The organism is Aquibium sp. ELW1220 (assembly GCF_030398385.1).
Classification (GTDB): Bacteria; Pseudomonadota; Alphaproteobacteria; order Rhizobiales; family Rhizobiaceae; genus Aquibium.
In genome coordinates, this window is record NZ_JAOAOQ010000035.1 from 1 (window position 1) to 15223 (window position 15223).

The window sequence follows — 15223 nt, forward strand, 5'->3', positions numbered from 1 at the left end:
CATCCTGGCGCCACGGAACCGATGGCACCGAACAATCTGAAAGCGCTCGCCATAGCGCGGGTGAAACCGATAGTAGATCGTTGCCTCACCCTGATACTGGGCAGTATGTGACTGGATCAACCGGCACGGGCAAGTCGCATCTGGCCATCGCGATCGCCCGCGCCTTCATACGCAGTGGCGCCCGCGGCCGGTTCTTCAACGTGGTCGATCTCGTCAATCGGCTCGAGACCGAGCACCGCTCCGGCAAGCAGGGACGCATCGCCGACTACCTGACCCGCCTCGACTTCGTCGTGCTCGACGAACTGGGCTATCTCCCCTTCGCCCAAGGCCGGCGGCCAGTTCCTCTTCCACCTGATCATCCGGCTCTACGAACAGACCTCGATCATCGTCACCACCAATCTCGCCTTCCGAGAATGGCCCGCTGTCATTGGCGACGCCAAGATGACCACCGCTCTGCTCGACCGGCTCAACCATCGCTGCGAGATCATCGGGAGCGGCAACGAATCCTGGCGCTTCAAGAACCGCGCCTGATTATCCCGTCCAACCGATCCGCGCCCGCCGAGCTGAGCAACCCGGACCAGCTCCGCCCGGCGAGCGCTGAATGTCGCTCCCTACGAAGGGGTCCCCTTTTGGGCGCCTATCCAGAGTCTCGTTTCTGGTCTGACCCAAATCTGATGATTTTGCGTGCCCGACTCGCGCTGCTTCACGAAGGGAACCAGCGTCATGGCGAGCATACTACGTTTGCCGTCTCTGATCCCGGCCGGGCTGCTTGTCGAGAGTGCCGCCGAGGAGGAAGGGATGATGGTTGTTTCAGTACGGTCGGCTGCCGAGCGTCGGCTATGCCCGCTCTGCTGTCGCGGACGTGCCTATGCTGGTCGAGGCCCACGTCTGATCGACAGATTCCAGGCCATGATCCGGACGAAGTCCGCGGGCGACCTGGACGCTTGGATCACGGAGGCCAGCCAGAGCCTGGTCGTGTCTTTCGCCGGCGGCATCCTGCTCGACCGCGTAGCCGTCTCTGCCGCCATCAAGGAGCCGTGGTCCAACGGCCAGACCGAAGGGCAGATCACCAAGCTCAAGCTGGTGAAGCGCCAGATGCACGGTCGCGGGAAGCTCGATCTCCTGCAAGCGAGTTGATCCGTGCCGCTTGATCAGAAGACTGCGTCAGAGCCCTTATTCCACGCCGGAACACACAGTCGGTTGAAGGGCACAAGAGCTCGCGAACGAGCCGCGACCAATTTGGGATGACCTAATCGAGCGGGATCAGCACCAGCGTCAGACGCGGCTCTCCCGCGGGTTCCGGGGCAGTTCCAGCCTCGCTAACCGTGACACGGCCCTCGGTGACACCGGACATTCCTGAAATCGCGTCTGCCAGCGCCTTGGCACGCTCAGTTGCGCTGTTTCTGTCGTCTGCGCCCGTTATCACGATCGACACGCGATAGCCGGCCAATTCCTCGCGCGCCAGCAGCGCCGACAACTCACCGAGTTCGGCCCGGCGCGTTCGCTCGGGCGCTTCCCCGACAAGATAGGCGCTCATGTCGATGGAGGGCAGCGCCTTGATGCTGCGCGCCGTTGCGCCGCCACTTGCCGGCTGTGGCATTCCGGGCTGGCGGTCAACGATACCGAGATTGACGACATTCTCGATCGACAGTTCCAGGCGCTTCTGCCCCTGGCGCGCGCAGGCGGACGGGTCGCCAAGGCAGGCCTCTAAACGCTGGGCGGGTGTCCGCGGCGCAATCGGAGAAACGCCAAAATCATCGAGGGACAGCGACGATTGACCGAGCGCCGTCGACGGGAACAAGCCCCATAACACCGCCACCAATCCACCAACCGCTATGCGTCCGCTCATCCTTCAGTCTTCTCCTACATGCCGTGCCTGCAGTTCGGCGCGGATCGGACGCCGTTAGCGCACGGCCCCTACCCTTCGGAAAGGCGACCATCTGAGCGCAATTCCAGTTCGCAGGCAAAGCCTGGAGCGCGCGATCCTGTACCCCTTCAATCACGAATCTCATATGAGGTGAAGTGATACAGGACTGCTTGGCCTAGGCCGGTCTCAAACGCGCCCGAATATTCCTTCTGCTGCAGGCGGCGGTAAAGCGACTGGACAAGCCGCAGCTTTGCCTCGGAGTCGAGCGCGCCGGACGACTCGCAGAAGAAGCCAATCTGGTGGGTCCCGCGTTCGTCGTCCTCCTGCACCACCAGGCCATAGCGTGAGCCGGGCGAAACCTCGAATCGGATGTTGCCGCCCGACAAACCATAGGTCCTAAAAAAGTGACTCGGAATCGGCGTCACTTGCCGCGATGGCGATATGTCGAAAAATGCCGGATCGCAGCCGGATGGGACATCCGCAAAAAGGGCGACCTCGTCACCCGTCGTCACGGATGCGGGATAGGCGGAAAAGAGCGTCGGGTCCCGGTCGACCAGGGCGGGTTGGTGCGCCGAGCGAACGAAGTAGAACTCGCTTTGCATCTGGGACAGCTGTTGTGGACGCTGCCTTTCGCCGGTCTCCTCCATTACGTTCCGGGTGACGCGCTTCATCAGCACCGACACCTCGATGTCGGGGGTGGCGAGATGACGGTTGAGCGCGCGTGCATAGGGTGAATTGCCGTAGCCGCCGTCATAGGCGACCGAGCCCGGCAGCGTGGCATAGCTGATCAGCATGTCGCCGAGCGTGCGCACTACCGCCAGCCCCTGTAGCGCGCGCGCGCCTCGTCCGGCGGCAATGGCATCCTGGGCGAGCGCGTCGGCGAACGGATTGTTGCGGCAGGCGTCGAGGAAGATGAGGCTCAGAGGTGCCTCCTCGAGCGCGGAGAGCACCGACTCGAGGCTGATCGCCTCCCGCTCGATCGCGCGCTCGCTTTTGAGCCGCACGTCCACGGGCAGCAGGTAGTTGCGTCCTTCGTGCTGGATGCCGTGGCCGGCGTAGTAAAATAGGGCGGCCTCCAGAGACGGCGCGCGGTCGGCAAGCCGGTCGAGCGCATCGCCCATTTCGTCCTGGTCGAGGTCGTGCATAAGCTCGACCTCGAAGCCTACCTGCCTGAGCGCGGCGGCGAGTACGTCGGCGTCGTTGCGGGCATTGGGAAGCCGACCAGCCTGTTCATAAGCGCTGTTTCCAATCACTAGGGCGAAGCGTGCCGCCTGCGCCTTCGCAGCAAGCGTCATCGCGGCAGCGATCATCACACAAAGCCAAAGCGATCGCCTCGCCCACATCCCGAAACCGGAACCGTGCACCCGGATCGATTCCCCCATCTTCCACCCCCTGGAGTTTCGGCCAGCCGGCTCGGGACCCACATAGGTTGGAAGTTATCGCCCGGAGTCGCCATGCAAGGCAACCTGGTCATGCGGCGGACCCTGATCGCGAGTTCGTCTACCAGACGATGCGCCGTCGGGAGGTGCCGTTTGCAAGGGCATCTGGTTCGCATCGCATTCGTGCGCGCTTACGACCGGCAGCGTCAGGGCCGTCGATTTCACCGAGCATGTTCACTGCGATGTGGACGGCATTTTCCTGCACCTGCGCGCTATCGCCGTGGCGTGCCTCGAAGAACGAATAGTTTCCTGATTGGACATCCTGCACCCCTGCGCGCAGCACTGCTATTCTGCATCAAAGCCAATTTTTGCGGGGATGGTCCATGCCCGAGCGTTGCTGTTCGAGGGAACGTGTGCTCCAGCGTGCTGCCAGGGCAAGGCGAGGATCTTCAGGTCCAACTGTCCCCTCAGACCTACCGGTTGGAGGGGCGCTTCGAAGAAGAGGCATTCGAGCTCGTCGGTTCTGCGCCAACAAGGGCAAGCGGTGATTCGAGATGACCGGCTACCCCCGCCACAGCAGCAATGCACGCCTCGCATTGCACCCGCAGGACTGATCGGAGGTCCGAAATTGGATCAGCCTTGGCTGGCACGGAGCCGCCGTGGGCCTCAATCGGATGCCACCAGGTACCGCGCGTAAGCCCATCCGCGCCGCCCGTCTTGCAATGTCACCTTCGCCCATCCGCGCGCGTTCAGTTCTCCGACGGCGACGGCAACGCCATGATCCATCCGCGCAATCACCGGCTCGTCGTTGCCAGGACCTTGCCGAAGGTTCAAGAAACCGGTGTCGAGCGACTCCACGACATGGGTTGCCTCAAAGCCGGCTGAAGGCGCCGCCGGCTCCCCAGTCCCTCCGGGAGAAAGAGCTACAAGCGGGGTCTCGGGTGCGTAGAGATACCAGAGCGGCACCCAGAATGTATTGACCTCAATTTCAGGCAGGCGCCACCAATCCTGCGGATGTGAATCGTCCCATCGGTCATAGGTGATCAGCTTTATCTCAGCACCATTTGCCAGCCAATGGGAGAATACGTAGCTCTCTTCGAGATGGACGAGATCGAACGTGACCTCGCAACCTGTCGCCCTTGTGGCCGACCGTACGTCATAGCCCCCGACGCGCCCGACGATCCGTCCGTTCTGGCTTTGCGTCGAAACTGTGCGGAAGAATGCCCGGTCTTCGTCGCTGAACTCCCCTTCGTTTCGGACACGCCGGTAAGATTCGATAGCTGTCGACTTCGGTACGCGGTAAACAAGTGGCCCACGGACTATGAATGCTGCATCGCACAGGTTAGCGATCTCCGCATCACCCACTCGCGCCGGCAGTCGTACCTGACTAAGATTGATGCCTCCGAGCACCGCGTCTGCCACGGTTTCTATTCGATACATGCTGTCGGCGGGCGTTTCGAGTATGCGCGCAAGAAGGTACTCGTTGAAGGCGCGCCATTCGCCCTCTTCTGTCAGGCTGGCGCGGAAATAGCGCTGGGCCGCGGTGAGTGCGATGCGGAAGGCCGCGTCGACTTCCTCTCCGGAGTACTGCCTGTCGGTAGGCAGGTTCAGGCCCGGCGCATGAAAGCCGAGCGTCCCGCCCGGCTCCATCGAGTGTCCGGCATACGCATGGGCGATGCCCATCCCCAAGCCGGTTTCGATCCGCCCCGCCATAAAGGCTACCGCACAAGCCGACTCGCAGACCCAATCTGGCGGAATGCGAGTGGTAATGTTCTTCCGCGGGAGGAGCTCGAAGAGCTTCAAGCCCCCGGTCACGCTGCCACCGGGACTGTTCAGGCAAAGTGTGACCCCACCATCGACCTCGGTGTCTATCCGTTCGACTTTCTCCGCGTCGGCGGTGGTGATATCGCCCACGAGTTCATAATCGCAACCAGGCAACGCCGAAGATTTCAGGGTCGCCGCAGACGCAGTGCCTGCGCAGAGCAATAACAGTAGCAGGACACAACCGCTTGTGAACTTCATCTCTGCACCCTGGTTCACTACCCCCACATAATGGGTCGCCAGGATGAAGTTGTCGAGCAACAGATGTCCGGTTGCGGAATCTCGACCTCCTGCAACAAGGCTGATCGGTGCCGACTGACCATCGAGATTGCGTCAGAGCCCCGTTTCCGAGCCGATTGAGTAGCCAGGCGACGAGATCGGCCTTGGCCTCGGCGAGATCGCGGCGGTCGTAGAGCCAGCGCAGTTCCTGCAGGCAGTCGTCGCGATGTTTTTTGGGCAGGTAATCAAGCGCGTCCCGGAGGAAGTGAACCGCCCCGGGTTTGCCGGAGGCTCCAACTCCTGAGTAGGTGGAGCCATCATGAGCAAGACAACGAACAAGTTTTCTCCGGAAGTGCGCCAGCGCGCCGGCGGCTGGCGCTGGATCACGAGCATGAACATCCGTCGCGGTGGGCGGCGATCTTTTCGATCTCAGCCAAGATCGGCTGCACGGGCCAGACGCTGAACGAGTGGGTGAAGAAGGCCGAGGTCGATGCCGGCAAGCGGGCCGGTGTGCCAACCGACATGGCCGCGAAGCTCAATGCCCTGGAACGGGAGAACCGGGAGCTTCGGCAGGCCGACGCGATGCCGCGCCGCATCCGGCGCTCAGCCTGTGCCGCGGGCAGGCCGCCGGGTTTAGTCAGTCTGTCGCTGGCGGCGTCGGACTTGGCACTGTATACCTCCGCGCTTATCAGAACTCCGTCAGTTCGGGGCGTTTGCCGACCGTTACGTGGTCGATGTCCTCGAGGTGGAATCCCTTGATGAGAGATGGGATCATCATGAAGACGAGACAGAAGATGGGTAGCCCGACCACCGTGATGACCTGCTGAAGCGCGATAAGGCCGAGTTCGCCGGCCAGCACGATCAGCATCGCGGCGACCAGTCCTTCCGACACGCCCCAGAAGACGCGCTGGCGCACCGGGCCGGGCTCTTCGGTTCCGGTGCACAGCATGTCGATGACCAGCGAGGCCGAATCCGACGAGGTCGCGAAAAAGATGGCGACGATGACGATGGCGAAGCCCTGCGTCAGCTGCACGAAGGGCAGGTTGTCGAAGAAGGCGAACATCGCAAGCGGCACGGACTCGGCCACCGCCCGGCTGATCGTGCCGGCGCTTTCGCCCAGGGCCTCGCGCGCCAGGCCGATGCCGTCGAACTGCATCGCCTGCCAGCCGAAGATGGCGAACCAGACCAGCGTGAAGAGCGACGGCGCGAAAAGCACACCGAACACGAATTCTCGGATCGTGCGGCCCTTGGAGATGCGCGCCACGAAGATGCCGATGAAGGGCGACCAGGTGACGGTCCATGCCCAGTAGAACACGGTCCAACCGCCCTGCCAGCCCCAGCCGTCGCCATCGGGGTCGTTGTTGGCCAGCATGTCGTTCCAGAAGGCCAGCCGGGGCAGGTTCGACAGATAGATCCCGATCGTCTCCACGATGCCCCGCAACAGGAACAGCGTCGATCCTGCCACGAGCACGAAGAGCATCAGGGCGACCGCCAAGGCGATATTCAGGTTCGAGAGGAACTTCACGCCCTTGTCGAGCCCCGCCACGATCGAGATCACGGCCACGACCGTCAGCACGGCCAGGATCGCGACGGTCAGCGGGACGCTGTCGTCGACGCCGAACAGCGCCGACAGGCCGGCCGCGATCTGCGAGGAACCCAGCCCAAGCGAGACGGCGACGCCGAACAGCGTCCCCAGCACTGCCGCGATGTCGATGGCCTTGCCGACGGGGCCGTGGATGCCCTCCCGCAGCAGCGGGTAGAAAACGGAGCTGACGCGCACCGGCAGGTCGTAGCGATGGATGAAATAGGCAAAGGCGAGCCCCGGCAGCGTGACGATCGTCCAGGTGTGCAGGCCCAGATGATAGATCGAGACGGCCATCGCGTCGCGCGCCGCCTCCTGGCTGAAGGGCGCGACGCCAGACAGCGGCGGCCGGGAGAAATGGCTGATCGGCTCAGCCACGCCCCAGAACATCAGAACCGTGCCGATACCGCCGGCAAACAGCATCGTGAACCACGACAGATCGGAATAATCCGGGCGGCTGTCGCGCCCGCCCAGCCGGATATGGCCGTGCAGGCTGGAAGCCGCCCAGATCAGGAAGCCCAGCCAGACATTGACGCCGAGGATGAAGAACCAGCCGAGATGCGTGACGATCCACGCCCGGCCGTCGGCGAAGGCACTTCCGATCGGACCGGGCGCGATGACCAGCGCGAGCACGAACACCAGGGTAAGCCCGGCCGAGCCGAGGAAGATGAACGGGTCCGTGCGCAAACCCAGACGTCGGACGATTGTTTCCATATGTGCCATCCCCGCTTGGGTCAGCCGGCCGGCTGGCGCGCGCTTCCGCGCGAGTAACGCTGCTGGCGGAGAATCGTTCAGCGCGCGCCTTTCGCCCTTGCTGGCCGCCGCATTCACGCGCGCCACACCGGCATTTCCGCAGCCGGCGCGGGCCGAAGGGCACGAAGGCTCTCCGGGGCGTCGAGCCGGGGCCACACGACACGACACCTCAGGAACATTCCCGGATGAGGCAGTACGCGCTCTTATGTTGATCGCCGGGTTGCAGACCTGCCTGTCCGCGCGGCTTCCGTGCGCCTACGATGCGCGCGCGTGGACCGGGCCGGTGATTGAAACCGGGGCAGTGGCGAAGCGGTTTCGGCCGTCATCCTTGGCGCGGTAAAGGGCCTGGTCCGCAAGCCGCACGAGGTCATCCGGATCTGCTGCGTTCCTCTTGCCGTGCGCGCAGGATATCCCGATGCTGAGCGTCACCCGACCGAACGGCGAGCGCGGGTGGGGGACCGCAAGCGAATGGATCGTCTCGAGCAGGCGGGCAGCGACAACCTCCGCGCCTTGTACGGAAGTGATCGGCAGGATGACGCAGAATTCTTCGCCTCCATAACGAGCTGCAAAGTCTCCCGGCCGCAGGACTTCACCCTTCAGGATTGATGCAACCCGTTTCAGGCAGTCGTCCCCCGCCTGATGGCCAAGATGGTCGTTGAGCATCTTGAAGTGGTCGATGTCGATCATCAGCAGTGACAGTGGATGACCCGCGCGCCGTGTGCGGCGGTATTCCGTTTCGAGGGTCTGATCGAAGGTACGCCGGTTGGCCAGTTCCGTCAGGCCATCCAGACTTGCCAATGCCATCAGCGACTGTTGCGCCTCATGCTGGACGGTTATGTCCCTGAGTGTCTCCACGACCCCCAACAGCTCTCCCGTTTCGGAGTGAATGGGGCCGGCGTCGATCGCAAGATAACGTCTTTCGCCGCGGTGCGGCATCACGCACCAGTTCTCGGCAGATAGCCCGGTGCGGTCCCGACCTAGCCTTTCGACCTGCTCGTAAAGAAGCTCGCCGGATTTCCTTTCAAGAACCAGGTCAGCCAGGCACGGCCGCGGCCCGCTGTAGAAACCGGACCAATGGTCCTTCGTCCCGATCACGGCAGATGCCTTTACGCCCGTAAGCTGCTCGCAGGCCCGGTTCCAGATGATGACGCGGCCGCCCGGGTCGAGCACGAACGTGGGCACGACGAGGTATTAGATAAGCCGGACAGCGAAGGCGTGCTCCGCGCGCTTGCTGGGTGATCGCATTCTCGGACAGCCTCCCGACGCCAGCTCCTTGCATGCTAGCTTCAGTTGTAGCGCCAACCACTAAAGTAACCGTTACTCCCCGACCCGGGCCTCTTCATCCTTGTCGATCGCGCAATTTGAGCGCGAGCGGCTCTCCGGGCGCACCCCGGGGGCCAGCCAGAGCCAAGAGTCGACCTCGCGGCCGGGTTTCGGAGGCCGTTGACTTCACAACCTAAACTGCGGAACGGGTGGGTCACGGGCAGTGCCGATGACGACCCCGCGGGCGGTGCGCTGCGGGGAGATGACGCCGGCGACCGCTTTCAGGACACGCCCCCCGCAAGGACACGAACAGCCGACGTCTCGGACCGGCCGGGATCACTTTTCTACGAGTTGCGAACGAAACGGAAACGGAGTTCATTCGGCCCATGGACCTCCGGATACCTGATTCGCCGCCCGTGGAAGAGCCGAAGGAATACCTCGCTCGCCTGAACAAGGAGCAGCGGGCCGCTGTCGAGCATGGCGACGGCGCTGTCGCGGCGCCGCTGCTGATCATCGCCGGCGCGGGCTCGGGGAAGACCAACACGCTGGCTCACAGGGTCGCGCATCTGATCGTCAAGGGCGTCGATCCGCGCCGGATCCTTCTGATGACCTTCTCGCGCCGCGCGGCGGCGGAGATGACGAAGCGTGTCGAGCGGATCGCTGCCGAGGTCATGGGCGACAAGGCCGCCGTCCTGACCGAAGGCCTCACCTGGGCCGGGACCTTCCACGCGGTCGGCGCGCGGCTGCTGCGGGACTATGCTCCCGAGATAGGTCTCGATCCCGCGTTCACCATCCACGACCGTGAGGATGCGGCCGACCTCATGAACCTGGTCCGGCACGAGCTCGGGCTTTCGAAGACCGAGGGCCGCTTCCCGACCAAAGCCACCTGCCTCTCCATCTATTCGCGCGTGGTGAACGCGCAGGCCGAACTGGAGCCGGTGCTGGCCAGGAGCTTTCCGTGGTGCGTCGGCTGGGCGGAGGAGCTGAAGACGCTGTTTGCAGGCTACGTGGAGGCCAAGCATTCACAGAACGTGCTCGACTATGACGACCTTCTGCTCTGGTGGGCGCAGATGTGCGCCGAGCCCGCGATCGCGTTGCACCTGGGCGGCCGCTTCGACCACATCCTGGTCGACGAGTACCAGGACACGAACCGCCTGCAGGCTGCAGTCCTTACCGCCCTGAAGCCGGACGGACGAGGCCTGACGGTGGTCGGCGACGACGCCCAGTCGATCTATTCCTTCCGGGCGGCGGAAGTCAGGAACATCCTGGACTTTCCAAAGCTGTTCAGCGAGCCCGCGGAGATCGTCACGCTCGACCGCAACTACCGCTCGACCGACGCGCTGCTTGCCGCAGCCAATGCCGTGATCGGCGAGGCATCCGAGCGGTTCACGAAGGACCTCTGGACGGACCGGCGCTCTTTCGAAAAGCCGCAGCTCGTCACCGTGCGGGACGAGGCCGGGCAGGCCGAGCATGTCTGCGAGGAGGTGCTCCGGGAGCGCGAAAGCGGGACGCTCCTAAAGCATCAGGCGGTGCTGTTCCGCGCATCGCATCATTCCGGCCCGCTGGAGGTCGAGCTCACGCGGCGCAGCATCCCGTACGTGAAGTTCGGCGGGTTGAAGTTCCTCGATTCCGCGCACGTGAAGGACATCCTTGCCGCACTGCGACTTGCAGAGAACCCGCGCGACCGGGTCGCGGGGTTCCGGGTCCTGCAGATCATGCAGGGAATTGGGCCGTCCGCGGCCGGTGCTGCGGTGGAGGCGATGCAGCGTGCGCTCGATCCGGTGCTCGGGCTGCGGTTCTTCAGGCCGCCGGCGCGCGCTGAAGCGGACTGGCCGGGCTTCGTCGAGCTGTTTTCGCGATTGCGCGCCAAGCCCGCATGGCCGGCCGACCTGGAACAGGCGCGGCTATGGTACGAGCCCCATCTGGAGCGGTTGCACGAAGATCCCGCCGCACGGCGCGCCGACCTCCTGACGCTGGAGCAGATCGCGGCGGGCTATCCGTCGCGCGAACGGTTCCTGACGGACCTCACGCTCGACCCGCCGGACGCGACCAGCGACGAGGCCGGGCCGCCGCACCGTGACGAGGATTACCTCATCCTCTCCACCATCCATTCCGCCAAGGGGCAGGAATGGGCCAAGGTGTTCGTGCTCAACGCAGTCGACGGCTGCATTCCGTCAGACCTCGCCACAGGCGAGAGGGAGGAAATCGAGGAGGAGCGGCGACTGCTATACGTTGCAATGACGCGTGCGAAGGATTCGCTGCACCTGATCACGCCGCAGCGCTTCTTCGTGCACGGGCAGGCTTCGCGTGGCGACCGCCACGTCTATGCCTCGCGCACGCGGTTCATACCCGACCATGTCCTCGACCGCTTCGAAAGGACATCCTGGCCCCTGGCGTCGGCCGTATCCAAAGGCCGTCCACCTGTGCCGGAGGTCCGGATCGACCTGAAGGCGAAGATGCGCGGCATGTGGCGGTGAGGTCCTGAACGGAAGGGCGAGAACGACGTCAATCCGCACATCGGGGAGCCGATTCCGGGGGCCGGCAGCATCCGATGGGCTGCCGGTCACGTCGGGACCCGCACTCCGGACTCAGTCGGCCAGCACCCGGACCGGGGTTCCGGCAGCCCAGGCGGCTATGTCCTCCACGGCGTCCTGAAAATAGATGCGATAGGTCTCCGCCGTGACGTATCCGAGGTGCGGCGTAGCGACGACGTTGGGCATCCCCCGCAAAGGATGGTCGGGGGGGAGGGGCTCTTCGTCGAAGGTATCCAGCCCTGCGCCTCCGATCCTCCCCTCGCGCAGCGCACGCACCAGCGCCGCCTCGTCGATCAGCGGGCCGCGCGACGTGTTGACGATGACCGCGTCCCGCTTCATGGCCGCGAGCTCCGGGGCCCCGACGATGCCACGGGTGCCTTCGTTCAGCGTCAGGTGCAGAGACACCGCATCGGCCCTGGCCAGCAGGTCGTTCAGGGTCGGCGCGAAGCCGATGCCGAGGGCGGCGCAGCGCGCCGGGGTGACGTTCCTGGACCAGCCTATCACGTCCATCCCGAAGGCCTGGCCGTAGCGGACTACCCGCTGGCCGAGCTTGCCGAGCCCCACGACGCCGAGCGTCCTGCCCATCAGGTCGCGCCCGACGCCGAGCTGCCACTGGCTGCCTCCGGCATGGAAGTTGGCGTTCTCGGCGGGAATGCCGCGCATCACCGAAAGCAGCAGGCCCCACGCGAGTTCCGCCGCCGGCCCGACCGATCCCCGCGTGCCGCAGACCGTGACCCCCTGACGCCGGGCCGCAGGCAGGTCGATCGACGCATTGACCATTCCCGTGGTCACCAGCAGTTTCAGCGTCGGCAGCCGTGACAGCAGTCCGGCATCGAAGACCGTGCGTTCGCGCATGGCAACCACGACCTCGAACGCCGCGAGCCGGCTCGCGAGCTCGTCCCGGTCGCCGATGTGATCTCGCATCCGTTCGACATGGAAGTCGTTCCCGAGCGATCGCCAGTCTGCGGCCGCAAGGGCGGCGTCCTGATAGTCGTCCAGGATGGCGCATCGGTACATCGGCATCGAAGGCCCCCTCACGTTCCGGAGTAATCCGCCTTGCGCTTCTCCACGAAGGCGGCCTGCGCCTCGCGGGTCGCGGCGCTTGTCGACAGCGCGTGCGTGATGGTCTGCTCGTAGCGATAGGCGTCGCGTACCGGCATCTGCTCCGCCGCCTGGAAGCCGCGCTTGATTTCCTTGACGACGTAGGGGCTCTTTGCCGCGATCTCGCGGGCTATGCCCATCGCCTCCTCCATCAGCCTCTCGCCCGGCACGCAGGCGCTGATGACGCCGAGCCTGTGCAGTTCGGCGGCAGTGATGCGCCGTCCGGTGAAGTAGAGCAGCCGGCCCCAGGAGCGTCCCAGGTGCTCCATCATCATCTTTCCGCCGCCGGCGAGGCCGACGTCTATCTCGGGCATGTTGAACCATGCGTCCTCCGAGGCGATCATGATGTCGCTGTAGAGCATGGTCACGAAGCCCGCGCCGATCGCCGGCCCGTTGACCGCGCAGATGACCGGCTTGGTACAGTCGGAAATCGCGTAGAAGCACTCGCGGGTGATGCGGTTGTGGCTGATGTAGTCGCCCGGCTCCCTGACCATCGTGCGCCGCTCCTTGATGTCGGCGCCAGCGCAGAAGGTCCTGCCCTCGCCGGTCATGACGACGACGCGCACGTCGTCGCGGTCCGACAGGCTGTCGAAGACCCGGATCATCTCCTCGCGCATGCGCCGGTTCTGTGCATTGACCGGCGCGCGCGCGAGCGTGACGACCGCGATGCCGTCCTCGACCTCGAGCCTGAGGGTCTCAAGTTCCATGGCGTTTCCTCCTTCAGTGAACGTCGGCGCCGCCGCCTAGATAGCGCCGGGAAAGCGTGTCGCGGTCGAGCAGCTTCTGCGACGGCCCGTCAGCCGCAACGCGGCCATTCTCCAGAACGTAGCCATGGCTGGCGTGGCGCAGCGCGAGCGTGACGTTCTGCTCCACGACGAGGATGGACAGCCGGCGGTCCCGGTTGATGGCGTGAAGGATGGAGAAGATGTCGGCCGCGATCTTCGGCGCCAGCCCCAGCGACGCCTCGTCGACCATGAGGAGTTCGGGCTGCGCGAACAGCGCACGGCCGATCGCCAGCATCTGCTGCTCGCCGCCCGAAAGGTAGCCCGCCTGCGACTTAGCGCGCGCCTTGAGGGCGGGGAAATAGTGGAACACCTCGTCGTAGTCGCGACGCCGCAGGGCCGGGCCCCGGCTGCCGCGCGCAAACAGCGCCGCCTCGAGGTTCTCCTCTACGGTCATCGTCGGGAACACGAAGCGGCCTTCCCGCACGTGCAGGATTCCCCTGCGGGCAAGCTGGTAGGAGGGCATCGCGGCGACATCGTCGCCGCGATAGGTGATTGTGCCGCGGGCGACGCGGCCGTTCTCGAACCGCAGCAGGCCGGAAATCGCCTTCAAGGTGGTAGACTTGCCGGCGCCGTTGGCGCCGAGCAAGGCGACGAAGCCTCCCTCGGGGACGGTGATCGAGACGCCGTCCAGCGCCTCGATAGCCTGTCCGTAGAGGACGCTCAGTCCGGAGATTTCCAGCGCTGCGGTCATGGGCTCTATTCGATCCGGCCCCAGGGTGTTTCCTCGGTCACGGTCAGCTTGCCGCCCTCGATGTTGTAGCGGTAGAGCACGCCGTAGGGGATGCGGTTGTTCTCGAAGGCGATCGGCGCGCCGAACACCCCGTCGCCGTCGAAGTCCTTTATGGCGGCCATCTCGGCGATGAGGTTGGAGCCGTTCAGCTCCAGCTTCTTGTCCATGGCCGAGCCGATGGCCTCGCGCAGCAGAAGCGCGGTCGCCCAGCTCTGCATGTAGCCGATGTTGGCGTAGCCGGTGTAGGGCTTGTCGGTCCATGTCTTCAGGTAGTCGTCGACGATGTTCATCATCGGCGTGTCGGTCTGCTCCGTCAGGAGGTTGACGGTCACGGTGCCGAGATAGCCGTTGGCCGCTTCGCCGACCGTCGAGACGACGTCCGGATGCGAGCCGAAGATCGTGCCCATCATCTGCGCCTCGACGCCGTAGTCGCGCAGGAGCTTGACGATCTCGGGCCAGACGTTTGCGGCGTATCCGTGGAAGATCACGTAGTCGGGCCGCGCCTGGCGCACCTGGATCGCATGCGAGGTCACGTCCACCTCGACGAACTTCGTCTCCTGTTCGAGGACGATGTCGATGCCCATGTCGGCGGCGTACTTGCGGGCGTTCTCCAGCGGATCGCGGCCGAACTCGGAGGCCGAGTGTACGATGGCGACCTTGTTGCCCGCGCCCTTGCTCTTGATGTAGCCGAAGAGCTGCCGGATCTGGTCGGAATAGTTGGAGCCGACGAGGAAGTGCAGCGGGTACCTCGCGGTGTCGACCAGATCGGACGCTGCGCCCGTGGACGACATCAGGACCTTGTACGTCTCGTTGTTCTCGGGCGAGATGGCGCGCACGAAGGGGGTCCCGTCGCCGCCTGAGAAGACCACGTCCCCATCGGCGACCGCCTTCTTGAACCCTGCGACGCCGAGCTCCACCTTGTACTCGTCGTCGTAGAACTCGATGGCTATCTTGCGTCCCTTCACGCCGCCTTCCTTGTTGATCCAGTCGACGGCGTGCTGCCAGCCGACCTGCTGGGCCTGGCCGGTGACGGCCAGCGGACCGGTGAGCGGCAGCGGTACCCAGAACTTCAGGTCGCCTTCCTGCGCGTGGGCAAATCCGGCAGCGCCGGCGAGCGCCGCGGCGCCGGCCAGGGCCAGTACCTGTCTCCTCACTATCTTCATCATTGCGCGTTCCTCCATTTTCGTTT

The 15223-nt window shown here is 64.6% G+C and carries 10 protein-coding genes and 4 pseudogenes; 4 read left to right on the plus strand and 10 right to left on the minus strand.

Annotated elements, in window-relative coordinates; translation table 11 throughout:
- Positions 1-119: 119 nt before the first annotated feature.
- Together N1F91_RS23695 and N1F91_RS23700 are read left to right on the plus strand one after the other, a co-directional pair.
- A pseudogene (locus N1F91_RS23695) lies at positions 120-531 on the plus strand (ATP-binding protein); the annotation flags it as partial.
- A gap of 357 nt (positions 532-888) precedes the next feature.
- Positions 889-1137, plus strand: a pseudogene (locus N1F91_RS23700) (ISL3 family transposase); the annotation flags it as partial.
- 112 nt (positions 1138-1249) lie between these two features.
- On the opposite strand, the gene N1F91_RS23705 reads toward N1F91_RS23700, so the two are convergent.
- The 4 genes and pseudogenes from N1F91_RS23705 to N1F91_RS23720 form a co-directional block, all read right to left on the minus strand.
- Entirely contained in the window at positions 1250-1849 is a 600-nt protein-coding gene (locus N1F91_RS23705) for a hypothetical protein (protein WP_289995896.1), read from the minus strand.
- 146 nt (positions 1850-1995) lie between these two features.
- Entirely contained in the window at positions 1996-3249 is a 1254-nt protein-coding gene (locus N1F91_RS23710; protein ID WP_289995897.1) for a caspase family protein, read from the minus strand.
- 663 nt (positions 3250-3912) lie between these two features.
- Positions 3913-5328 carry an SH3 domain-containing protein gene (locus N1F91_RS23715; protein WP_289995898.1) on the minus strand — a complete coding sequence of 472 codons (1416 nt, stop codon included), beginning with the start codon at positions 5326-5328 and terminating at the stop codon, positions 3913-3915.
- 100 nt (positions 5329-5428) lie between these two features.
- Positions 5429-5557, minus strand: a pseudogene (locus tag N1F91_RS23720) (transposase); the annotation flags it as partial.
- A 48-nt stretch (positions 5558-5605) separates the two neighbouring features.
- On the opposite strand from N1F91_RS23720, the pseudogene N1F91_RS23725 reads away from it, so the two are divergent.
- A pseudogene (locus N1F91_RS23725) lies at positions 5606-5880 on the plus strand (transposase); the annotation flags it as partial.
- A gap of 94 nt (positions 5881-5974) precedes the next feature.
- On the opposite strand, the gene N1F91_RS23730 reads toward N1F91_RS23725, so the two are convergent.
- On the minus strand, positions 5975-7582 hold the full coding sequence (locus tag N1F91_RS23730) for a BCCT family transporter (protein ID WP_289995899.1): 1608 nt from the start codon (positions 7580-7582) through the stop codon (positions 5975-5977).
- Positions 7583-7876: 294 nt separating this feature from the next.
- Complete coding sequence (locus N1F91_RS23735; RefSeq protein WP_289995900.1) at positions 7877-8803, minus strand: sensor domain-containing diguanylate cyclase; 927 nt, start codon at positions 8801-8803, stop codon at positions 7877-7879.
- Between the two features lie 467 nt (positions 8804-9270).
- Between N1F91_RS23735 and N1F91_RS23740 the strand changes: the two genes are divergently transcribed.
- Positions 9271-11361 carry an ATP-dependent helicase gene (locus N1F91_RS23740; RefSeq protein ID WP_289995901.1) on the plus strand — a complete coding sequence of 697 codons (2091 nt, stop codon included), beginning with the start codon at positions 9271-9273 and terminating at the stop codon, positions 11359-11361.
- 111 nt (positions 11362-11472) lie between these two features.
- Here N1F91_RS23740 and N1F91_RS23745 read toward each other — a convergent pair whose 3' ends face one another.
- Genes N1F91_RS23745 through N1F91_RS23760 form a run of 4 tightly spaced genes read right to left on the minus strand, consistent with a single transcriptional unit; the run spans position 11473 to position 15200 of the window.
- Complete coding sequence (locus N1F91_RS23745; RefSeq protein WP_289995903.1) at positions 11473-12441, minus strand: D-2-hydroxyacid dehydrogenase family protein; 969 nt, start codon at positions 12439-12441, stop codon at positions 11473-11475.
- An 11-nt stretch (positions 12442-12452) separates the two neighbouring features.
- Entirely contained in the window at positions 12453-13226 is a 774-nt protein-coding gene (locus N1F91_RS23750; RefSeq protein WP_289995905.1) for an enoyl-CoA hydratase/isomerase family protein, read from the minus strand.
- Between the two features lie 13 nt (positions 13227-13239).
- Entirely contained in the window at positions 13240-13995 is a 756-nt protein-coding gene (locus N1F91_RS23755) for an ABC transporter ATP-binding protein (protein WP_289995907.1), read from the minus strand.
- Between the two features lie 5 nt (positions 13996-14000).
- Positions 14001-15200 (minus strand): ABC transporter substrate-binding protein, encoded by a 1200-nt coding sequence (locus N1F91_RS23760; protein ID WP_289995908.1) that lies wholly within the window; start codon positions 15198-15200, stop codon positions 14001-14003.
- Positions 15201-15223: the final 23 nt, after the last annotated feature.